Below are 22,961 nucleotides of genomic sequence, written 5' to 3' on the forward strand. Positions count from 1 at the left end.
CGCTCAAAACGGAGGTTCTGGGCATCCAACCCTCCAACTGCCGACTATCTAGAATTACCGCCCTTGTTTACGCAATAAATAAACAAAATACGGTGCACCGATAAATGTCGCTAACAGTCCGGCGGGGATCTGGTTTGGGAACAACAGCATCCGGCCACACCAATCGGCGAATATCATCAGTAAACCACCTAAGATAGCGGCAATAAACAGTTGTGGAATGGCGCGGCGGAAACCCAACATGCGGGCCATATGAGGGGCCATCAGCCCAACAAAACTTAACGGCCCGACGGTCAAAGTGGCCGCCGCAGTTAACGTCGCAGCCAATAGTAAAATCACTAACCGACTGGGGGCTAGCGCTATGCCTAATGCTCTGGCGGTAACGCTACCTAATGGTAGGATCATTAACCAACGGCGGCACAGCGGCGCTAATGCGATCAGCACCAAGGCAATTAAACCGGTAGCCACAGCCTGCTCCCCATTAACCGAGTAGGTAGAACCTGAAATCCATGCCAGCAAGCCACGCATACGCGGGTCACCACTGGCAAATAACATGGTAATTACCGTGGTAAAGGCGGTGCTTAGTGCAATCCCAGCCAATAGCATGCGGCCAGGAGAGAACCCGCCCCGCCCGGCAACAACTATAATCAGCAATAACGTAACCGCCGCCCCCAGACTCCCGGCAGGCAGCAACCAGAGCAACGTATTACCCGGTACGATAAACATCATGATCACTACGCCGAAAGAAGCTCCAGAGCTAATACCCAAGACTTCCGGGCTAGCCATCGGATTACCCGTCAGCTTTTGAATCAGTGTCCCCGCCACCGCCAGCATCATACCGGCCGCCAATGCCGCCACTACCCGTGGCCAACGCCAATGTAACAGTGCCTGAATGTCATCCCCAGCAAGCCAATGCCAACCTTGGCGGTCGCGACCAAACATCAGCGCCAGAGCCAATCCGGCCAGCAGTAACAGTAAACCGGCACTTATCCATAATGCTAAATGCTGCCGTTCAGTGGGGACATTGTCACCAAAATCCATCGTCGGCGCAGTCCCACTGTGTAAGCGGGGTAATAACCATAATAACAGCGGAGCACCAATCAGCGCGGTCGCTGCACCGGTGGGGATCTCTCGCCATACTTGCGCCAACCAAATAATACCTTGGTCGGTTACCCACAACAGCAAAGCCCCCAACACCGGAGCCAGTATCAGGCGTTGTGATAATCGCCGGGCACCGATAATTTTCGCCAGCAAAGGGGCAAATAGACCGATAAAGCCAATCACTCCCACCGCATTAACCAACATCGCGCTAAATAAAATTGCCAAGCCCAGCGCACTAAAACGTGCCAGTGACAACCCTAGCCCCAGATTACGGGCAACGCCATCATCTAACCCCAGCAAGGTTAACGGGCGGATCAATAAAGCGGCCAATACACAGGTAACCAGCAGCCTTGGCAGCAGAAACTGCACCGTACTCCAATCCTGTTGATTCAGGGCACCGCTACTCCACAGGAACAGCCCTTGTAGTTGATCATAATTAAACAATGCCAACAAGTTACTGACTGCACTACAGTAAAGGCCAAGAACCAGACCAGCCAGGATCAGCGTAACCGGAGACATCCGTTTGCCCCAGGCCACGCCAAAAACCAGCATACCAATAGTGATACCACCCGCCATGGCGGCCAGTTGGCGGGTCAATTCACCACCAGGCAGCATCCACAATGTCGCGATAGTCAGGCCCAACTGAGCACCAGCGGCCACCCCCAGTGTGGCAGGTTCAGCCAGAGGGTTACGTAGCACTTGCTGGAACAAAACCCCAACCAACCCCAAACCAGCACCGGTCAGCAACGCCACCACCAACCGGGGTAACTGGCTGTAATGGAATAACATCTGGTTCACGTCGTCATAATCGGGTTGCCATAGGGCCTCAGCCCAGAGCGATAGCGGTAATAATTGACTGAAGTTATGTCGCGTCAATACCACCGCAATAACCAGTAGCAAGCCCAGTAACCCGGCAGGTAACAGCCAGCCTTTATGTCGGGTATTTACCATCATGATGGTTTACCCCACGCCTGCTCGAAAAGACGAACAAAGCGCATAGCGGATAATGTCGAACCGTAGAACCATACCGGCGGCAGTATCCGTAATTGGTTTTGACGGACAAAAGACATTGATTGCCACAAGGGGGTACGGGCAACCTGTTGTAAAATTTCATCATCGCCATGGCCGAAGCAAATTGCCTGCCCCGGTTTTATGGTGGCTAAACGTTCAATACCGACGACCGTGCTGCCCCAGAGATTGGTTGCGCCCTGCCAGGCATTTTCAATATTCAACTCGTTCAATACATCCTGGAACAAGCTACCCTTGCCGATAACCAGCGCATGGCGACTGTCCAACAACGAAAACATCAGTAACGGCCCATGGCTGCCGCCAGAGAGACGTTGGCGCGCCATCTGCATAAAGTGAGTGAAGTCAGCGATATGCTGCTCTGCAACCGCTGCCAGGCCCAGTCGTTGACCCAACGTGCGCAATGAGTTCTTACCCGCGACCAGCGGTGAACTGCCGACTTCATTAAAGGCAAAGCTCATAGATGGGGCGATTGGGGCGAGTTTTTCCGGTAAGGGGCCAAAACCTTGTGACATCAGGATCAACGAGGGTGCCATTTGCTGTAGTAATTCCAGATTTGGCTCAGTACGCTGACCCACATCAATAACGCTGGCGGGTAGTTCAGGATCGGCAACCCATAGTCGGTAATTATGGGTATCTGCCACTCCATATGGTGTCACCCCTAGCGCCAACAGTAATTCAACAGGTAACCATTCCAGTGCGACGATCCGATTGATATCGATTTTAGGTGAATTCGCCGCCCATCCGGGCAATGAAAGCAGTAACGGCGATAATGCCAATGCGGTGAGTAGCCTGCGCCGGGTATAATCAGGTGCCGCGAGATCGGCTTGTTCCATGGGAAAGTGCGCTGTCATTAATACACAAAACTTACCGGCGCACCACCGGCCGGGTGCGGTAATATCCCCATTGGGATACCGTAAATTTGTTCCAGTACCGCGCTCTGCATCAGGCTGTCAGCCGAGCCTTGCGCTATCATTTCGCCACCACGTAATGCCACTAAATGGTCACAATAACGGGCCGCCATATTGATATCATGCAGCACGGCAATAACTGTCAGCCCGCGTTCTCGGCTAAGACGTTGAATTAACCCCAACACCTCAACCTGATGAGCAATATCCAATGCCGACGTTGGCTCATCGAGCAACAGACAACGGCTGTTTTGCGCCACCATCATCGCCAGCCAGGCACGTTGCCGTTCGCCACCGGATAAGCTGTCTACCAACCGGTTAGCCAGCGGTTTTAAATCCACCAGCGTGATCGCGTCTTCCACTTGTTGACGGTCTTCTTGACGAAAACGGCCTAACGCGCCATGCCACGGGTAGCGGCCAATGGCAACCAACTCGCGCACCGTCATCCCTTCTGCTGCCGGTAATTGTTGAGGTAAATAAGCCACCTCGCGGGCAAAGGCTTTACTGTCCCACAGGGCTAATGGCACATCATTGAGTAAGGCCCCGCCACTTGATGGTAACTGATGGCGACCCAGCATTTTTAATAGTGTTGATTTGCCAGAACCGTTATGACCAATAAGCCCGCAGACCTTGCCTTGCGGGAAGCTCAGCGAAAGTGGCTGCAATAAGGTTCGGCCGGGAACTGAAAAACTCAGTTCCCGGAGCGTAAAGTTGCTGGATTGGCTTACCTGTAGATCCAAGATGGTGCCCTGCGGTTAAAAGTTAACGGGTTTAGCAATTATTGCGCCCCGAACGTTATCGAAAAATAGCGAGAAAGTGAATCGAAACGATAGTAATTATCAAAGTGAAATAATTATCAATGCGGGTAGTTTATGCGTAACTCACGGCGAACTGCAAGCGCTAAGCCAGTTGATTTAATCGGGTGAAATGCAGATAACGGGGAATGGCGCGGGGCAATCAGGCTGGCACCATAACCGTGCCAGCCTGGGAGAAGATTACTGACCGAACATATCTTTAATCCAGCCAGCGACACCGTCACCTTCAGCTTTCGGCTGTGTTGCTGGCTGGGCTGCCTGACACAGCGCTTGCGGGTTCTCGGTCCAAACCGGAATAGAGCGCAGACCGCTACTCTCACCACAGACAAAGTTACCAGCCGAATCAATGTTCATCTGGCTAATCCCTTCCGGCGGTTGTAATACCAACGGCAGTGGGGTTTGGTTTTCCAGATAGCGACGATATAAGGTCAGCGCACCGTTGGCACCGGTCAGTTTAGCCGGGCCGTTGTTGTCACGCCCAACCCAAGCGATCGCCACTTCCTTGCCATCGATACCGGCAAACCAGCTATCGCGCAGATCGTTGGTGGTACCGGTTTTAGCCGCCAGATTGTATTTAGAGAATTTCACTGACAGCGAACGGGATGTCCCACGGGCTACCCCTTGTTGCATCGCATAAAGTGTCAGATAAGCGGCCTGTGCTGGCACCATGCGTTCCGCCTGCGGGAAACTCTGATATAGCACCGTGCCATCCTCCGCAATCACTGAGCGCACTGCCGATAACGGTGCACGATCCCCGCCACTGGCGATAGTCTGGTATTCCTGAGCCACTTCAACCGGGGTCAAATCAATGGCTCCCAGTAACATGGCGGGAACCGGATTGATCGCCGTTTTCGGGATACCCAAGCGTTGCAGCATGGCACTTATCTGATCCAGCCCGACAGACATCCCCAGATTTACCGTTGGTACGTTCAGGGAGTTAACCAAACCATCGATTAGCATCACCTGACCACGGAACTGGCGATCGTAGTTTTTCGGCTGCCACGACGAGCCGTTGGGTAATTTGATCGACAACGGCTGATCCGATAGCCAAGTATTGAGGCGATATTTATCCGGCTCACTCAACGCCGTCAGATAGGTCGGTGGCTTGGCGAGTGACCCTACCAGGCGGCGAGCCTGCATGGCGCGGTTAAAACCGGCAAATTGTGGCTGTGCGCCCCCTACCATGGCTCGAACCTCGCCACTGAAGCGGTCGACGATCACCATTGCTGCTTCCAGATCATCGAGATGACGGGCGGCTTTCAGGGCTGGAATACCCTCCTGGATAGCCTTTTCTGCCGCATCCTGTGACACCGGATCCAGCGTGGTGAAAATTTTCACCCCAGACAGGTCGTTGATCTTGTCACCTAGCTTCTGTTGCAGCTCCTGACGCACCATCTGCATAAACGCGGGCTGAGGGGTTATCACGCCGCCTTTCGGCTGCACCCCCAGTGGCCGGGCGCTGAGCATGGTGTAAAGCTCAGCGTCAATCACGCCTTGGTTCTGCAACAGGCGCAGCACCAGATTACGACGTTCAAGTGCCAGCGTAGGGTTACGCCACGGGTTATACAACGACGCCCCTTTCACCATCCCCACCAGCATCGCTTGCTGATCGAGACTCAGTTCATTTACCGGGCGACCAAAATAATACAGGCTGGCTAGCGGGAAACCGCGGATCTGATCACTGCCACTCTGACCGAGATACACTTCATTCAGGTACAGTTCCAGAATCCGATCTTTGCTGTAACGGTAATCCACCAATAGCGCCATGTAGGCTTCGTTAAGTTTGCGCCACAGTGAGCGTTCGTTGGTCAGGAACAGGTTTTTCACCAACTGCTGCGTCAGGGTACTGCCACCTTGCACTGCCTTACCGGCAGTCAGATTAGCGACCACGGCGCGGCCAATAGAGTACGGGCTGATACCGTCATGTTCATAGAAATGACGGTCTTCCGTTGCCAGCAAGGTATCCACCAGCAAATCAGGGAAACCGGCGCGGGGTACAAACAGGCGTTGCTCACCATTAGGTGATTGCAACATGGTAATCAGCTTAGGATCAAGGCGTAAAAAGCCGAAATCACGCTGATTATCCAGGTTTTGGATCTGGGCCAACCGATCGTTTTTAAAGATCAACCGCGCACGAATCTGGCCTTCTTTGGCATCAGGGAAATCAAACGGGCGGCGCAAGATATCAATGCTATCGCCTTGCACGGTGAACTCGCCGGGGCGAGTCATACGAGTCACCTGCCGGTACTGCATCCCTTCCAGCAAGTCGATCATCTCTTTTTTGCTGTAGGACGTACCCGGTTCAAGGTTAACCATGCGGCCATAAACGGCGGCGGGCAATTGCCAGACTTTGCCATCAATACGGCTGCGGATTTGTGAATCGAGGTAAACCCCATAAATGGCCAATACCACGGCGCCAACCAGGAACAGTTTGATAAACAACCCAAGCCAGCGGCGTTTTTTGCGAGGTGGACGTGATGCTACCTTTCTTGACATCAGTGCTTCCTTATCGTCGTAGTCATCATCGTCCTGCTCTTCGTCATCCGGGTGCTCTTCATTATCAAATTCAGCTTCTTCATATTCATCACGCCGCTGGCGCAGTGGCCGTTTCGGTGTGGCTTTGGGTTGGGCTTTCTTGCCCTTGCGCCCTATTGGCTCGCGGTCATCCCCAGACATGTCTTTCTCTCCACGCGCGTTGGCGATTATTGCGGCTTATACCCGTCATACTTCAAGCTGCATGCGCGTTGGCTGCGTTCAATCACCCGAATCACTTACTGGTCTTGACCTTAAAAAAATAAGTAAGCTCATTGGGATTCTCTCACTTGCCGCCTTCCTGCAACTCGAATTATTTGGGGTATCATATATTCCCCAACTCATCGAATAGAAAGGGGAAACATCTGAAATTATTGGCTGTTAGCCATATCGTATTACTTATCCTGATACTTCTTGGTCCTGCGAGTTGGGCGAGTATTGGCCGGATCATCCGGCCAAATATGTTTGGGATAACGCCCTTTCATCTCTTTTTGTACTTCCCGATACGCCCCTTGCCAGAAAGCGGCTAAATCACCGGTAATCTGTAATGGCCGGTGCGCAGGGGAAAGCAATTCAAGCACCACCGCTACCCGCCCATTCGCCAGCATCGGACTGTGTTGCTCACCAAAAACTTCTTGTAAACGCACCGCCAGCACCGGTGGCCGGTCGATATAATAACGGATTGGCAGGCGGCTGCCAGTGGGCACAGTGTAATGAGTTGGCAGTTCAGTATCCAGCCGTTGACGTTGCTGCCAGCTTAACAGACAAGTTAATGCTGCCGTAATGTTCACTTGCCGCAACCGACGTAAATCGCGCACCCCGCTCAACGACGGTTGTAACCATAACTCAAGTTGGCTCAACAAACTGTCATCGTCCAGCGCTGGCCACTGCTCTTCTGGCAACCAGCGGCTGGCACATTGCAATCGAGTGCGTAGCTGCTCAGCATTCTCATCCCAGTTCAGCACCTGCAACCCTTGCTCTCGCACCCAGTTAAGTAACGCCGCTTGCAATGCCTCATCACTGGGTTTGGCCAATGGCTGCGCGCGCAAGATCAGATGCCCAACCTGCCAGCGCCGCCACGCCCGCAGCGTACCTTTATCTTCATCCCACTCCACCACGGTGTGTTCTTCAACCAACTGCGGCAATTGTTTAGCCAGTGATTCAACATCAATCGGCAATGCCAGCAAAATGCGCGCATCCGGCCCGCTGTTGCTTTGTAGCAAGCTGGCGGCCACTAGCCAGGGGGCTCGTGATAGCGCCTCATCCTGAGCCATTGCAGCGCCCATACCGTTAGCCAATAGGTAACGACCATCCTGCCCTCTCTGCTGCGCGATGCGATCCGGATACCCCAACGCCAGCAATTGTCCTGCCAGAGCGCTATCGATATTGCCAGCACCTTGCTTACATCGTTGCATCAACTGCTTTGCCCGCCGCTGCCAGTGGGATTGCGGGCGATTAAGCCAATCATGCAAATCAATCTGGCCGGAACGGGGTGGCTCTTCCAGAATGGCTGCCAGCAGCGCTGCTGTTGCCAGTGCGTCGGGACTTTGGGCCGCGCCAGCACACAACATGGCGGCCAGGCGCGGGTCACACCCCAGCGTCGCCATAGTGCGGCCGGTGCGGGTAAGGTGGCCGACCGTATCGATAGCGCCCAGCCGTACCAATAAATCACGGGCCACGGCCAGCGCAGCCGATGGCGGCTGATCCAGCCAATTGAGTTGCGCCACATCCTTGCACCCCCAGTTCAGTAATTCCAGCCACAGGCTGCACAAATCACTGTTAAGGATTTCCGGCTCACTGTATTCCGCGGCCCGCTCGGCCTGCTCTTTGGCAAACAGGTGCCAGCAGATCCCAGGTTCCAACCGCCCGGCACGCCCGGCGCGTTGAACCATTGAAGCCTGACTGATGCGTTGAGTGACCAACCGAGTCAGGCCGTTTTTGACATCAAACTGCGCCACCCGCTCCAACCCGCTATCAACCACCAGCCGGATGCCTTCGATGGTCAGGCTGGTTTCAGCAATATTGGTTGCCAGTACCACTTTGCGCCGCCCGAGGGGCGCGGGTTGAATGGCTTTCTGCTGTTCGCTGAGGGGTAACGCGCCGTACAGCGGGCAAAGTTCGATATCACTGGCGACCTCACCATGCAACCGCTCCATGACGCGATGGATCTCACCGACACCAGGTAAAAATAGCAACAGAGAGCCAGATTGCTCATTTAATAAACGTTTAACCCGACTGGCAACGCCATCCTCAAGTCGCTCATGGCTGGACAGCGGCAGGTAGCTACGATCAACGGGAAAGCTGCGCCCGGCAGAAACAATGACCGGCGCTGGTGGCAACAGGGTAGAAAGGCGCTGGTTATCCAGCGTCGCGGACATAATCAGTAGTTTCAGGTCATCACGTAGCCCTTGCTGCACATCCAACAACAGCGCTAACGCCAAGTCAGCCTGTAAACTGCGCTCATGAAACTCATCAAGGATGACCAACGATACGCCCGTCAGCTCCGCGTCCTGCTGAAGCATGCGGGTCAGAATGCCCTCGGTCACCACCTCCAAACGGGTGCCCGGCCCGCTTTTGCTTTCAGCGCGCATACGATAGCCCACGGTCTGCCCCGGCAGTTCACCCAGTTGTTGCGCCAGGCGATAAGCCACATTTTTAGCCGCCAGCCGCCGTGGTTCCAGCATGATAATGTGGCCCGACAACTTACCGTATTTTAAGATTTGCAGCGGTAGCCAGGTAGATTTGCCGGCACCGGTGGGGGCATGGAGCAAGACTTGCGGTGAGGATTGCAACGCGGACAATATCTCGCTGAGCACGTCGCTTACCGGTAAAACCGCCATTAGCGCATCACTTTCTCTCTGACTCACCACTACATTCTTCCCCACAGGCTCTACTTTCATCGTCAGCCATTGTAACATCATGGCCGTAGAGCGTATTTAGCCAAGTGATTATGCCAACCAGATGATAAACACCGTTGATAAAACTATCGTTAATAAAACTATCGTTAATAAAACGCCCCTCCGTCGTTTGTTCTTTGCCTTGGCACTGCCTAATGCGGTGCAACAGAACATCGTGCAATGGCGGACTGATCATTTCCCGCCAGAGGCAGGCCACCTTATCGCTGCGGCTAATCTTCACCTGACACTGGCGTTTCTCGGTGAGGTCAGTAGCGCCAAAGCCCAGGTGTTGCAGCAACAAGCCGGGCGTATCAGCCAGTCAGGCTTTAATGTGACACTGGATGATATTGGCCACTGGCCCGGCTCTGGCGTGATATGGCTCGGCTGTAAAAACCCACCACGGGGCTTGTTGCAGTTAGCTCAGTTGCTGCGATCTCAGGCGGCACGCAGGGGGTGTTACCAGACGTCGCTGCCATTTCATCCTCATGTCACCTTGCTGCGTGGTGCTATGCGTCCGGTCGCTCTACCGGCCAAAACCAATAATCAACACTTCCGTGCAGAGCATTTTTCGCTGTATGAATCGGTATTCGCACGGGGTCGCACCCGCTATAACATCATACAAAGCTGGCCGCTGGCGGGCAGTGAAAGGACATCAGATGCCATCTAACCCCAAGTTGCTTTCTTTTCACCCCAAGTTACAACCCGCCACACTTATCCAGCGGTATAAACGTTTTTTAGCTGATATTGTGACGCCCGCCGGAGAAACATTAACCATTCATTGCGCTAACACCGGAGCGATGACCGGCTGTGCCACTCCAGGAGATACGATCTGGTATTCGACATCGGATAACCCGAAACGCAAATATCCTCATAGTTGGGAACTGACGCATACCCAAACCGGTGATTGGATCTGCGTAAATACCTTACGTGCCAATGAGTTAGTTAACTTGGCGATAGATAACAACCAGATTGTTGAATTATCTGGTTACACTTCTATCAAAAGAGAGATTAAGTATGGAGATGAGAACAGCCGTATAGACTTGTTATTGCAGGCAGCAAATAGGTCTAACTGCTATATTGAAGTCAAGTCGGTTACCTTGTTACAGCAACAGTGTGGGTATTTCCCGGATGCAGTAACCCTGCGAGGTCAGAAGCATCTCAGGGAGCTACAAAGCATGGTTGCCGATGGTCACCGGGCAGTCCTTTTTTTTGCCGTATTGCATACGGGCATCAGGCAAGTCGCCGCGGCCCAACATATTGACAATCGCTATGCAGAGTTGCTGGCCCAGGCTCAGCAAGCAGGAGTGGAGGTTATTTGTTACGGTTTCCAACTATCGCCTGACGGTATCGCACTGGATGTTCGTTTACCGTTATTACCAGATGAAACGTGATAACTAACAACCGCTGAATAAATAAGCGATTCTTAGATAAAGCGGCTCATCAAATACGCCTTCCTTCACAGCATTGTCAAGCAGGCGACAGGAATAATTGCCAACTTACCTTCCTTCTGTTATTTATAGCGACCTGATTTTTCCCCGTTTTGGGGATTTCGATAGTGCGTATGAATGTAGGAGAAGCATCATGCAAGAAGGGCAAAAACGTAAAACCTCGTCCTTGAGCATTCTCGCCATCGCTGGGGTAGAACCATACCAAGAGAAGCCAGGCGAAGAGTATATGAATGCCGCCCAGCTGTCGCATTTCAAGCTGATTCTTGAAGCATGGCGCAACCAGCTCAGGGATGAAGTGGATCGTACTGTATCGCACATGCAAGACGAAGCTGCTAATTTCCCCGATCCGGTAGACCGTGCTGCGCAGGAAGAAGAATTTAGTCTTGAACTTCGTAACCGCGACCGCGAGCGTAAACTAATTAAAAAGATCGAGAAAACGCTGAAAAAAGTCGAGGATGAAGATTTCGGTTTCTGCGAGTCTTGTGGCGTAGAGATCGGCATCCGCCGACTGGAAGCACGGCCAACTGCAGATATGTGCATTGACTGTAAGACCTTAGCCGAAATCCGCGAAAAGCAGATGGCAGGCTAACGTGCATACCCAAAGAAATGGGAGTTGCAGGTAGGCAGCGAGCGAACAAATCCCGATGAGCTTACACCGGTAAGTGATTCGGGTGTGTGGGGGCGGCTAACAACCCTGTAACTTGCAGTACGAAGGGTATAACACGGTGCCAGAGTCATCTCCGGCACCGTATCTATCACGCTGGATCCCCTTCCCTTATTTTATGTCCGAAAATATCGATACTCAACCGTCAGGCTATGTGGGCCGTTTTGCTCCGTCCCCATCCGGTGATTTGCATTTCGGTTCACTGATTGCCGCACTCGGAAGTTACCTGCAAGCCCGCGCTCATCGTGGGAGCTGGTTGGTTCGCATTGAAGATATTGATCCCCCTCGTGAAATCCCTGGTGCTGCCTCGCGTATTTTAGCCACATTAGACCATTATGGTCTGCATTGGGATGGTGCGGTTATCTACCAGTCGCAACGTCATGAAGCCTATCGCGCAACATTAGATTGGCTGAGACAGCAAGAGTTGAGTTATTACTGCAACTGTACCCGCAACCGAATTCACCAGCTCGGTGGGTTCTACGACGGCCATTGCCGTGACCGCCATTTGCCTGCCGATGGTGCTGCTATTCGTTTGCGGCAGACTCAGCCGGTTTACGCCTTTTATGATAAATTACTGGGTGAGTTGCATGCTGAACCCGCGCTGGCAGAAGAAGATTTTATTATCCGCCGCCGGGATGGCCTATTTGCCTATAATCTGGCGGTAGTGGTGGATGATGCTTTTCAGGGAGTGACCGAGATTGTACGTGGGGCTGATTTGATTGAACCAACCGTGCGCCAAATAGCCCTCTACCAGCAGTTGCAGCAATCGTTTCCCAGCTATTTACACTTGCCATTGGCACTGAATCATGACGGTAATAAGTTATCCAAACAAAACCATGCACCACCGCTATCGCATGGTGATCCGCGCCCAGTTTTAATTGATGCGCTGAAGTTTTTGCATCAACCGCTGCCAGAATGCTGGCAAGATCTTGATTTGCCGTTATTATTACGTTTTGCAGTCGAAAATTGGACGTTGACAACGATTATTGCGTCAGCGGTCAACAACTCTGTTTCAGGGGACGATAACCGCCACTGAAAACACAACGGCATTCTCAAAGGAAGCATGGTGAGCTATGATTAGCCGCTGTTTTTCTGTAGTTCTGTTATTTATTAGCCACTATCGAGGTGTACCATTTTTACCCGAGTAGCCAATTTCTGCCGTAAGGTACTGATTCGTGATGATAAATCTTCTCGCGATAACAAAGCTGTCCGTGATGATACGGCCCGTGATACCAGTGCCCGTAAAGATAAAGTGCCTGGTGAAGATAACGTGGCCCGCAAAGATAAAAGGCCTGCCAGAACAAATACTGGCCGCAAGAATCATGCGGTGCCGGTTTCGGAACAGAGTCTGATGACGATTATTCCACGAGATCAGCACAATATCTCCCGTAGAGAGATCAGCGATAATGCGCTGAAAGTGCTCTATCGCCTGAATAAATCGGGCTATGAAGCCTATCTGGTTGGCGGCGGCGTCCGTGACCTGTTACTGGGTAAAAAACCGAAAGATTTTGATATCACCACCAGTGCCACACCAGAGCAAGTACGAAAGTTATTCCGTAACTGCCGTCTGGTCGGCCGCCGCTTCCGTTTGGCCCATGTCATGTTTGGCCCGGAAATTATTGAAGTCGCGACTTTTCGTGGTCATCATGAACAACAACAAGCGGAAGATAGCGACAAAAACTCTTCCCAGCAGGCGCAAAATGGCATGCTGCTGCGTGACAACATTTTTGGCACTATCGAAGATGATGCCCAACGCCGCGATTTCACCATTAATAGCCTCTACTACGGTATTTCAGATTTTGCGCTGCGTGATTACACCGGTGGTTTGCGTGATCTGAAAGAAGGTATTATCCGCCTGATTGGTGATCCTGAAACCCGCTATCGTGAAGATCCGGTGCGGATGCTGCGGGCGGTGCGTTTTGCCGCCAAGCTGGACATGACCATCTGCCCGGAAACTGCTGAACCAATCCCACGTTTGGCATCATTGTTACGCGAGATCCCGCCAGCCCGTTTGTTTGAAGAGTCACTCAAACTGTTACAGACCGGTTATGGCTACAAAACTTATTTAAAACTGTGTGAATATCAACTTTTCCAACCGTTATTCCCGCTGATTGCCCGTAATTTTACCGAGCAGCATGACTCTCCCATGGAGCGCATTCTGGTTCAGGTTCTTAAAAATACTGACTATCGCTTGCATAACGATCAACGCGTCAACCCCGCGTTTCTATTTGCGGCTATGCTTTGGTATCCACTGATTGAACATGCGCAGAAACTGACGCAGGAAAGTGGTCTGGCATATTACGACGCGTTTGCACTGGCAATGAACGATGTGCTGGATGAAGAGTGCCGTTCGCTGGCGATCCCAAAACGTATTACCTCGCTGGTACGGGATATCTGGTTACTGCAATTGCGTCTGTCACGCCGTCAGGGTAAACGTGCGCACAAATTGATGGAACATCCGAAATTCCGCGCCGCTTACGATCTACTCGTGCTGCGTGCGGAAGTGGAAAATAACCATGAGTTGCAGCGTCTGGCGCAGTGGTGGAGTGAGTTCCAGGAAGCACTCCCGCTACAGCAGAAAAATATGCTGAATACTTTAGGGGCAGATCCGGCACCCCGCCGCTCTCGTCCTCGCCGCCCACGTAAGCCACTACCACGTAAAGAAGGGGCATAATAGGTACCATGATCCGGGTCTATATCGCGTTGGGCAGTAATCAGGCCATGCCACTGCAACAGGTTAAAACCGCACTGGAGGCGTTGGACCATCTGCCGCGCACCCGGTTAGTGGCATGTTCGTCATTTTATCGCACCAAACCGCTGGGCCCACAGGATCAGCCGGATTTCCTCAATGCCGTGGTGGCGTTAGATACATCGCTGCCACCAGAGCAACTGTTGGACCACACCCAGGCCATTGAACGTAACCAGGGCCGGGTGAGGAAAGAACAGCGCTGGGGCCCACGAACACTGGACCTGGATATTATGCTGTATGGCTCACAGGTAATAAACACTGATCGTCTGATCGTACCGCACTATGGCCTGAAAGAGCGTGAGTTTATGCTCTACCCGCTGGCTGATATCGCGCCTGACCTGGTTTTCCCCGATGGCGAAAGGTTATCAGAACGCCTTAAACTGGTAGATAAAAACGGCCTGGTCCCTTGGTAATTCATGCTCGCCAAATTCAACACATAATATTCCTATCTGATATCCCCTCCATCTTAACCCCTTGTTTCAGGAGAAAGAGTGATGAAAGCCACCACCATGAGCCAGTTACGCCAATGGAAACAAGATAAGCGTAAGTTCGCCACACTAACTGCCTATGATGCCAGTTTTGCCCAGTTATTCGCCGAACAGGGCATTGAGGTGCTGCTGGTGGGTGATTCGCTCGGTATGACGTTGCAAGGGTTCGACTCGACCCTACCGGTAACTACCGCTGATGTGGCTTATCACACCCGTGCCGTGCGCCGTGGGGCACCTCATTGCCTGCTATTGGCCGATATGCCATTCATGAGTTACGCCACTCCGGAGCAAACATTTACCCATGCGGCAGAACTGATGCGCGCCGGGGCCAATATGGTCAAACTGGAAGGGGGCAGTTGGTTATGCGATACCGTTCGCATGCTGGCAGAACGTGCTGTACCGGTGTGTGGGCATCTGGGGTTAACGCCGCAATCAGTCAATATTTTCGGTGGCTACAAAGTACAGGGCCGCGAAGAAGTGGCGGCGAACCAATTACTGAAAGATGCGCTGGCGCTTGAACATGCGGGTGCGCAGTTATTGGTGTTGGAATGTGTACCAGTCGAACTGGCGCAGCGGGTAACCGAAGAGTTGGCGATCCCGGTGATTGGTATTGGCGCTGGCAATGTTACCGATGGACAGATTCTGGTGATGCATGATGCGCTAGGTATTACTGGCGGCCATACACCTAAGTTCAGTAAAAATTTCCTGGCACAAAGCGCAGGTGATATTCGCGCCGCCATTAAACTGTATATTCAGGAAGTTGAAAGCGGTGTCTATCCTGCAGTAGAACACACATTCCAGTAAATTTTTGTTGATAAAATATTCAGGGGAAGAGGGAATGCTGATCATTGAAACCTTGCCGCTACTGCGCCAACAAATCCGCCGTTGGCGTCAGGAAGGCCAGCGAGTTGCTCTGGTGCCGACCATGGGTAACTTGCACCAAGGGCATATGACGTTGGTGCAAGATGCCAAAACCCGCGCCGATATTGTGGTAGTGAGTATTTTTGTCAATCCGCTGCAATTCGAACGCCCGGAGGATTTAGCTCGCTACCCACGCACCTTGCAGGAAGATTGTGAAAAGCTGACTCGCCACGGTGTTGATTTGGTGTTCGCTCCTGCGGCTGCGGATGTTTATCCCTCTGGGTTGGAAAGCCAAACCTATGTTGACGTCCCTACGCTGTCGACCATTTTAGAAGGTGCCAGCCGCCCCGGTCATTTCCGTGGTGTATCCACCATCGTCAGTAAACTGTTCAATCTGGTTCAGCCAGATATCGCCTGTTTTGGTGAAAAAGATTATCAGCAACTGGCGCTGATCCGCAAAATGGTGGCAGATATGGGCTATGACATCAATATTGTCGGTGTACCCATTATTCGCGCTAAAGATGGCCTGGCACTCAGTTCCCGCAATGGTTACCTGACGGCTGAAGAGCGCAAAATTGCACCACAGCTTAATAAGATAATGCGGGCGCTGGCAGAGAAGCTAGCATTAGGTGAACGGCAGATTGATGATTTACTGGCTGACACCGCAGAGCAATTACGCAATGCTGGTTTTATACCAGATGAGCTGTTTATCCGTGATGCCCAAACCTTACAGTCACTAACGGTAGACAGCAAGCAAGCCATTATTCTGATGGCAGCCTGGCTGGGTAAAACCCGTCTAATTGATAACCAACTGGTTGATTTACAGGACTGATTTGGATTCTGCTTACACGGCCTCGCTGAAGCGAGGGCCGAGTAGCCAGCCAGGCTCTCCCTGTATGCAGGGTATATAGAGTCAGTCATAGACAAGTGATATAAAATCAGCAAAACTGGACGCCTCTCCCTACATCAATCGATGATGGGATCGGATGCCAGACTTATTCTGGGCAATAACCGGGGTCAAAGGTAAGAGTTATGATACGCACTATGTTGCAAGGCAAACTGCATCGGGTCAAAGTCACTCAAGCTGATTTGCACTATGAAGGTTCCTGCGCAATTGATCAGGATTTTCTGGAAGCCGCAGGTATTCTGGAATACGAAGCTATTGATATTTATAACGTTGATAATGGTCAGCGTTTTTCAACTTATGCTATTGCTGCCGAGCGCGGTTCGCGCATTATTTCCGTGAATGGTGCCGCAGCACGATGTGCGTGCGTCGGTGATAAACTGATCATCTGTTCCTACGTACAAATGTCCGATGCTGATGCTCACCTACACCACCCAAAAGTGGCCTATTTTGAAGGTCAGAATCAGCTACAACGTAAAGCTAAAGCGGTACCGGTTCAGGTCGCCTAACACCTCTTCGTACTTGAAGCCGCAGGGGTGTTAGCCGCGCGCTCACCCGAATCACTGACTTAAGTCTGTGATTCGGGGTTTGCTCACTTGCAGCCTACCTGCAACTCCAATGACTTTGGGTAATACCCGCAGCATAAGAGAAAAGGCGCTTAATCAGAGCGCCTTTTTCATATATTAACCTCACGCCCTGAAACAACTAATCAGACTCCATTGCCGCAGGTGCGGCAGGAATAACGACCGGGCCAGGCTCATTGGCTATGCGTGCTGCCATGGTCGGTATTGAATCGGTACGCAGAATATAAAGTCGCTTAAGGGTATACGGATTATCCCCCGGTTTGACCTTGCCCTGCATAGTGGTCACCGCCAAATGGAAACCTGCATTTTTAGCAGCATCAATAGCCGTTTGGTTGAATCCACCAAAGGGATATGACAGAAAAATCACGTGCGGATTAAACTGAGATAACGCCCGGCGTGAGTGTTCAAAATCAAAAACAATATTATGATAAGAACGACTCAATAAAATTGGGTTACGTTTATTATCAGTCCGGTGTAAAAAATGCGTGTGAGACTGAACATCAAATACATCCTGAATTGCTTTCAGTTCAGAAATACTCATAAACTGTAATGTGTCAGGATTCCATTTCTGTGGGTGACGCTTAATACGTGATGAAATAATAAATGCGGTTGCCCGGAAGCCATTTTCTTTCAGAATGGGATAAGCGTAGCGATAGACTGATTTAAGGCCATCATCAAATGTCAGCACCACCACTTTCGCGGGCAAATTAATCTTGTTATTGAGATACCCTTCAAGCTGATAGAGCGAAATCGTGTCATAACCGGTCTGCTTGAGATAGGTCATCTGATTGCTAAATGCCGCATCAGAGGTCGTCGTTGATGTATTTAGGAAACGTTTATTTTCCTCATTTTTCAACATGTGGTGATAGGTCAGGATAGGAATGCCGTTATCTATTTCAGCATCGACGCTACTCACATACCCCAAGCGCTCGCCAATATTGACCTGATACCAGGTATTATTTAATCTGTCTTTTAGCTTACCGACAATCGGGTAACGTAAGTTCTCTGCCAGAGTCGCAAATTGTTCGCTGCGCACATCCGCGGCCAGATAAACTGGGGTTTCACGCTTGATCAGGATATTTTGATTCGGTAGCGGTTTATTCAGATCGCCCAAAAAATCGTTGCTTTTTCGTGCTTTATTGATGTCCTGTAAATCATCTTTATCAATAAAACCGATACCGTTGCCAAATTTAAATTCATAGTATTCTGCCGCCGCAGGATATACCTGAACCAGTTGATCCTCTTTAATTTCCCCGACGGGAATAACCCGCTCACCGACCAGCGAATATATTTCACTGTCGCGTTCTGCAACCATATATTTAGGTGTGAGAGCGGCTTCATCAGGTAAGAGATCTGCATGGGTTGCCGGTATCATGACCGACATGACAAGACCGAGTAGCATCCCAATAGCTATTCTGTTTTTATGCCACATTATCGTTCTACTTATGCGCATTTGGCGCTGAATTGAAAAGGGGGAAAATCTGGTGCGCCAGCATAGCATGAGACGCTTGAAGTTGAGAAAGGTGATATCAGATGGCGACATTATTTATTACGATTAAATTTCAGCATTAACAATAAGTAATTAACTAAAACACCACATCCACCCCCCAGCGTCATTGGCGTTGCAGCAAGCCGCGAGGCCCCTGCAACGTCAAGAACAAAGGAATTAAGTACGTAATCCGCGGCCACGATCAATCAAATACCAAGCCCAAGCATAAAATACAGCGATGAATAGCACCAGAACACCAATGGTAAACACCAGCGGTACATCAGTAATCCCGAGGAATCCATAGCGGAAACCACTGATCATATACACGATAGGGTTGAGCTTTGATACTGCCTGCCAGAAAGGGGGCAGTAATGATAACGAGTAAAATACGCCGCCCAGATACGTCAAGGGGGTCAGCACAAAGGTAGGCACCAGGCTGATATCATCAAAGGTTTTGGCAAATACCGCATTCAGCAACCCACCGAGGGAAAATAAAATCGCCGTCAGTATCAATGTCAGTGCAATCATTGACCAAGAGTGGATATGCAGGGGAACAAAGAACAGTGAGATAATCGTGACCAGAATACCGACACAGATCCCACGCGCCACCCCGCCGCCGACATAACCAATAATCACGATATGCGTCGGTACCGGAGCCACCAGCAGCTCTTCAATGCTGCGCTGGAATTTAGCCCCATAGAATGATGCTGCCACGTTGGCATAGGAGTTAGTGATCACCGCCATCATAATCAGGCCGGGAACGATAAACTGCATATAATCAAAACCGCCCATATCACCAATTCTGGCACCAATCAGATTGCCGAAAATAACGAAATAAAGCGACATGGTAATCACTGGCGGCACCAGTGTCTGGATCCAGATACGGGCAAAACGCGTGATCTCTTTGATCCAAATACTTTGTAATGCTACCCAATACAGGCGGGTCATGCTTTTTCTCCCCCATTGCCATTAACCAAAGTGACAAATAACTCTTCCAGGCGGTTAGCCTTGTTGCGCATACTTTGTACCTGAACTCCCTGAGCGTTCAGTTGACTGAATAAGCTATTCAGACCTTGCTCACGCTTCACATCCACTTCCAGCGTTGAGGTATCCGTCAGACGATAGCCATAACCTTCCAGCTTAGGGAGCGGGCTTTTAATGCCCAGATCGAAAATAAAGGTTTCTGATTCAAGTTTGCCGAGTAGCTGTTTCATGGTGGTATTTTCCACCAGTTCACCATTCTGGATAATACCGATATTGCGGCACAGCATTTCGGCTTCTTCCAGATAGTGGGTGGTCAAAATGATGGTTGTCCCTTGTGCATTCAACTCTTTCAGGAACCCCCACATGGAGCGACGTAACTCGATATCTACCCCTGCGGTAGGTTCATCGAGGATCAACAACTTCGGCTCATGCATCAGCGCGCGCGCAATCATCAAACGGCGCTTCATCCCACCCGATAACTGAATTGCACGCTCATTACGTTTGCTCCACAAATCCAACTGCGTAAGGTATTTCTCTGCTCGTTGCAGAGCTTCACGCCGCGTGACACCGTAATAGCCCGCTTGAGTAACCACAATCTGCAACACCGTCTCAAATGGGTTGAAGTTAAATTCCTGTGGCACTAATCCGAGTTGCCGCTTGGCATTCACGATATCCTGATCGATGTCGTAGCCGAATACATTAACCTTGCCAGAGGTTTTGTTCACCAATGAACTGATAATGCCGATGGTGGTGGACTTGCCTGCACCATTGGGCCCAAGCAAAGCATAAAAATCGCCTGCCTCTACGCGCAGATCAATGCCACGCAGTGCCTGAACGCCACCCGCATAGGTTTTGGTCAGTTGCGTTATTTCCAGTGCATATGTCATAAGTAAAAAAGAACCTTATTCAATGGGTATCTCGGGGTCACGGCACATCCATAATTTGCTTAACCTGATCCAGTCGAGCAGGTCACGGGTGGCAAAAGGGAACCAAACAAACACCGAGAAGATGTTACGCAGATAACATTGCGCAATCAAAGGAACCACTGTTCCGATTTCAAAATCGGAATCCTTGTCGTATATTATCCTATCGCAATCCGTTCATTACAGGCTATTTACATTGATGAAAGAAATAGAAAAGCTCATCGCGAATAATCGGGCATGGTCGAACTCCATCAGTAAAGACGATCCCGATTTTTTTGAGCACCTGGCGCAAGCCCAGAAACCACGTTTCCTATGGATTGGTTGTTCAGACAGCCGTGTCCCCGCAGAACAGCTAACCGGTTTGAAATCTGGTGAGTTATTTGTGCACCGTAACGTTGCCAATCTGGTTATCCATACGGATCTAAACTGTCTGTCGGTTGTCCAATACGCCATCGATGTTCTTCAGGTAGAACATATTATTATTTGTGGTCACCTTGGCTGTGGTGGTGTTGAAGCCGCAATAAAAGGTGAAGAGATGGGGCTTATTGACAACTGGTTACTGCATATTCGGGATCTTTGGTATAAACACAGCTCACTACTGGGCGAACTACCCGCAGAAGAACGTAGCAATGTGTTATGCCAAATCAACGTAGTTGAACAAGTGTATAACCTTGGTCACTCTACCATCGTCCGTTCCGCCTGGAAGCGCGGGCAGAAAGCCATGATTCACGGTTGGGTGTACGGTATCGAAGACGGTCTGCTACGTGATTTAGAAGTCTCTGCCACCAGTTTGGGCAGCCTTGAAATGGTGTACCGCAAAGCAATGGCTGAATTATTACAGCAAAACAAAGAAGATTAATCAGCCTATGGGAGGGTACGTTAAAGCGCGCCCTCTCCCATCAACGACTCTACTCAATCACTCACTCAATCACTCAATCACTCAATCACTCAATCAGCCTAAAATACCAACGCGCAGTAATCAGAGGCATAGCGCGCTAAGTCGGTTTAAGTGCACCCTGCACGCAAGAACCGGAGCGTACACGCGGTACGTGAGGATTCTGAGTACTGCGTAATCTCAAAATGACGACGCACAGTAGCCGGCTCTTATCATTCGTCAAACATGACGACTTTGCCTACATACGGCAAATGCCGATAACGCTGGGCATAATCGATCCCGTAGCCTACAACGAATTCATCGGGAATGGTGAAACCGACCCACTCTACCGGTACCTGCACTTCACGGCGCTCTGGTTTATCCAGCAAGGTGCAAATAGCTAAGGATTTCGGGCCGCGCAGTTGTAAAATTTCGCGGACTTTACTCAGCGTATTACCGGAGTCGATGATATCTTCAACAATCAGCACGTCTTTGCCACGGATATCTTCATCCAAATCTTTCAGGATTTTCACATCGCGGGTCGTGCTCATGCCGTTGCCATAGCTTGAGGCCGTCATAAAATCGACTTCATGGGCAACATCTATGGCGCGACATAAATCAGCCATAAACATAAATGAACCACGGAGCAACCCCACCAATACCATCTCACTGCCACTATCGCGATAGTGTTCAGATAGTTGGCGGCCTAATTCGGCGATTCGGGTTTTTACTTCCTGTTCGGAAATCATGACTTCTACAGTGTGCTTCACAGCCAACATACCTATTTAAATTTATTGATTTTATATCAATGAGCAACCGGTGCAGATTGCCTCAATGATACAGATTGATGCCCCCAGTTTAACACAATTCAGGTGACATTCCGCCCCGCCCCCCCCCCCCCCCCCCCCCCCCCCCCCCCCCCCCCCCNGGGGGGGGGGCGAAAGTATAACAAAGATAAACAGCAGGCGTATTGAGAGATATACTAGGGCCATAAATTTGACTCAGGATGGCCCCTCGACAAGGAATGTTTTAATGAATTATCAGTCAACCAGTATCTGGCTTTACTCCGTAAGTTTTACGGTAATTGCCGCCATCAGCTTGTTTGTCACCTTTTTTGGTTTGAGTGCCCCTATCTTTTACTACCTTATTGTCGGCTTGGTCTTCAGTGTCTGGATTTCATTACATTTACACCGTATGGCAGAGAAAGGGGTTGTTTATCTGATTACTGAAAAAACACAATGGATGGTTTATGTCAGGGGGATCCCGGTGCAAGAAACGCGTACGTCCTTAAAAAATCCCTGTTTTCTCAGCATCGCGCATAGCACATCCTTCTTTCGACGTTTTCTGATCATCAAACTGTTGCTGCAAGCTGTAACCCTTTATTTAGCCCTACAACAAACCATTGAACTGACTCCCTCCGATACCCCGTATATGCTATTGGTGGTAAGAGGATTGGCGGTAGTGATTATCTGTTTTCTGTTCAGTAAAATGTGGCTGACAGTAAAAAACCTACTCGCACTCCAACGTTCAGAATGGCTGATGGAAGAAATACCGAGAGATGGCTTTAGCTATTATCAGGGGTATATCATTAAGAAAGATAAAAGTGGTAATCAGAGGCTCCAGCCCGCATTGGCCGAGCTGCTAAAAGTATAAAAGAGCCCCCCGGCCAACTCACCGGGGAGTGACTGAACGTAGCCCGCCTACGGTGGGAGCTAAC

19 protein-coding genes and 1 pseudogene are annotated in these 22,961 nt (G+C 50.7%); 11 read left to right on the forward strand and 9 right to left on the reverse strand.

The features are described from left to right. Window positions 1-54 precede the first annotated feature (54 nt). The 5 genes from fhuB to hrpB form a co-directional block, all read right to left on the reverse strand. Window positions 55-2,049, reverse strand: a complete 1,995-nt coding sequence (fhuB, locus tag AEP37_RS11420; protein ID WP_408068328.1) for a Fe(3+)-hydroxamate ABC transporter permease FhuB — start codon at window positions 2,047-2,049, stop codon at window positions 55-57. Beyond that, window positions 2,049-2,960: a Fe(3+)-hydroxamate ABC transporter substrate-binding protein FhuD gene (fhuD, locus tag AEP37_RS11425; RefSeq protein ID WP_235801326.1), complete on the reverse strand. Its 912-nt coding sequence runs from the start codon at window positions 2,958-2,960 to the stop codon at window positions 2,049-2,051. The genes fhuB and fhuD overlap by 1 nt, the downstream gene beginning before the upstream one ends. A gap of 17 nt (window positions 2,961-2,977) precedes the next feature. Further along, on the reverse strand, window positions 2,978-3,772 hold the full coding sequence (gene fhuC / locus AEP37_RS11430) for a Fe3+-hydroxamate ABC transporter ATP-binding protein FhuC (RefSeq protein WP_082170774.1): 795 nt from the start codon (window positions 3,770-3,772) through the stop codon (window positions 2,978-2,980). A 255-nt stretch (window positions 3,773-4,027) separates the two neighbouring features. Continuing rightward, window positions 4,028-6,523: a bifunctional glycosyl transferase/transpeptidase gene (gene mrcB / locus AEP37_RS11435; RefSeq protein ID WP_049613417.1), complete on the reverse strand. Its 2,496-nt coding sequence runs from the start codon at window positions 6,521-6,523 to the stop codon at window positions 4,028-4,030. A gap of 251 nt (window positions 6,524-6,774) precedes the next feature. Next, window positions 6,775-9,297 (reverse strand): ATP-dependent helicase HrpB, encoded by a 2,523-nt coding sequence (gene hrpB / locus AEP37_RS11440; RefSeq protein ID WP_049613438.1) that lies wholly within the window; start codon window positions 9,295-9,297, stop codon window positions 6,775-6,777. 43 nt (window positions 9,298-9,340) lie between these two features. Here hrpB and thpR point away from each other — a divergent pair, with 43 nt between their 5' ends. The 9 genes and pseudogenes from thpR to panD all read left to right on the forward strand — a co-directional run bounded on the left by thpR (window position 9,341) and on the right by panD (window position 16,899). Then, complete coding sequence (gene thpR / locus AEP37_RS11445) at window positions 9,341-9,943, forward strand: RNA 2',3'-cyclic phosphodiesterase (protein WP_049613418.1); 603 nt, start codon at window positions 9,341-9,343, stop codon at window positions 9,941-9,943. Continuing rightward, window positions 9,933-10,667 carry a DNA/RNA nuclease SfsA gene (gene sfsA / locus AEP37_RS11450; protein ID WP_049613419.1) on the forward strand — a complete coding sequence of 245 codons (735 nt, stop codon included), beginning with the start codon at window positions 9,933-9,935 and terminating at the stop codon, window positions 10,665-10,667. The genes thpR and sfsA overlap by 11 nt, the downstream gene beginning before the upstream one ends. Before the next feature lie 190 nt (window positions 10,668-10,857). Continuing rightward, the gene (gene dksA / locus AEP37_RS11455) at window positions 10,858-11,313 is read left to right on the forward strand and encodes an RNA polymerase-binding protein DksA (protein ID WP_049613420.1); all 456 of its coding nucleotides are present in this window, start codon (window positions 10,858-10,860) and stop codon (window positions 11,311-11,313) included. Window positions 11,314-11,506: 193 nt separating this feature from the next. Further along, window positions 11,507-12,458 (forward strand): annotated as a pseudogene (gene gluQRS / locus AEP37_RS11460) (tRNA glutamyl-Q(34) synthetase GluQRS). 62 nt (window positions 12,459-12,520) lie between these two features. Next, the gene (gene pcnB / locus AEP37_RS11465; protein WP_072086291.1) at window positions 12,521-14,062 is read left to right on the forward strand and encodes a polynucleotide adenylyltransferase PcnB; all 1,542 of its coding nucleotides are present in this window, start codon (window positions 12,521-12,523) and stop codon (window positions 14,060-14,062) included. 8 nt (window positions 14,063-14,070) lie between these two features. Beyond that, complete coding sequence (gene folK / locus AEP37_RS11470) at window positions 14,071-14,550, forward strand: 2-amino-4-hydroxy-6-hydroxymethyldihydropteridine diphosphokinase (RefSeq protein ID WP_049613423.1); 480 nt, start codon at window positions 14,071-14,073, stop codon at window positions 14,548-14,550. Between the two features lie 81 nt (window positions 14,551-14,631). After that, a complete protein-coding gene (gene panB / locus AEP37_RS11475) occupies window positions 14,632-15,429 on the forward strand; it encodes a 3-methyl-2-oxobutanoate hydroxymethyltransferase (RefSeq protein WP_049613424.1) in 798 nt (265 codons plus the stop codon). Window positions 15,430-15,463: 34 nt separating this feature from the next. After that, entirely contained in the window at window positions 15,464-16,318 is an 855-nt protein-coding gene (panC, locus tag AEP37_RS11480) for a pantoate--beta-alanine ligase (RefSeq protein ID WP_049613425.1), read from the forward strand. A gap of 200 nt (window positions 16,319-16,518) precedes the next feature. Then, window positions 16,519-16,899: an aspartate 1-decarboxylase gene (gene panD / locus AEP37_RS11485; protein ID WP_049613426.1), complete on the forward strand. Its 381-nt coding sequence runs from the start codon at window positions 16,519-16,521 to the stop codon at window positions 16,897-16,899. Between the two features lie 196 nt (window positions 16,900-17,095). Here the strand turns inward: panD and AEP37_RS11490 are convergent, their stop codons facing one another. From AEP37_RS11490 to AEP37_RS11500, 3 genes are all read right to left on the reverse strand, one after another. Further along, entirely contained in the window at window positions 17,096-18,406 is a 1,311-nt protein-coding gene (locus tag AEP37_RS11490; protein WP_049613427.1) for a polysaccharide deacetylase family protein, read from the reverse strand. A 234-nt stretch (window positions 18,407-18,640) separates the two neighbouring features. After that, a complete protein-coding gene (locus AEP37_RS11495; protein WP_049613428.1) occupies window positions 18,641-19,411 on the reverse strand; it encodes an ABC transporter permease in 771 nt (256 codons plus the stop codon). After that, the gene (locus AEP37_RS11500) at window positions 19,408-20,334 is read right to left on the reverse strand and encodes an ABC transporter ATP-binding protein (RefSeq protein ID WP_049613429.1); all 927 of its coding nucleotides are present in this window, start codon (window positions 20,332-20,334) and stop codon (window positions 19,408-19,410) included. Before AEP37_RS11500 ends, AEP37_RS11495 begins: the two co-directional genes overlap by 4 nt. Before the next feature lie 235 nt (window positions 20,335-20,569). Here AEP37_RS11500 and can point away from each other — a divergent pair, with 235 nt between their 5' ends. Next, on the forward strand, window positions 20,570-21,229 hold the full coding sequence (gene can / locus AEP37_RS11505; protein WP_049613430.1) for a carbonate dehydratase: 660 nt from the start codon (window positions 20,570-20,572) through the stop codon (window positions 21,227-21,229). Between the two features lie 248 nt (window positions 21,230-21,477). On the opposite strand, the gene hpt is transcribed toward can, so the two are convergent. Beyond that, complete coding sequence (gene hpt, locus AEP37_RS11510; RefSeq protein ID WP_202905463.1) at window positions 21,478-22,023, reverse strand: hypoxanthine phosphoribosyltransferase; 546 nt, start codon at window positions 22,021-22,023, stop codon at window positions 21,478-21,480. Between the two features lie 253 nt (window positions 22,024-22,276). Here hpt and AEP37_RS11515 point away from each other — a divergent pair, with 253 nt between their 5' ends. Further along, window positions 22,277-22,897, forward strand: a complete 621-nt coding sequence (locus AEP37_RS11515; protein ID WP_049613431.1) for a hypothetical protein — start codon at window positions 22,277-22,279, stop codon at window positions 22,895-22,897. Window positions 22,898-22,961: the final 64 nt, after the last annotated feature.

This window comes from Yersinia pekkanenii, from assembly GCF_001152565.1.
GTDB classification, from domain to species: domain Bacteria; phylum Pseudomonadota; class Gammaproteobacteria; order Enterobacterales; family Enterobacteriaceae; genus Yersinia; species Yersinia pekkanenii.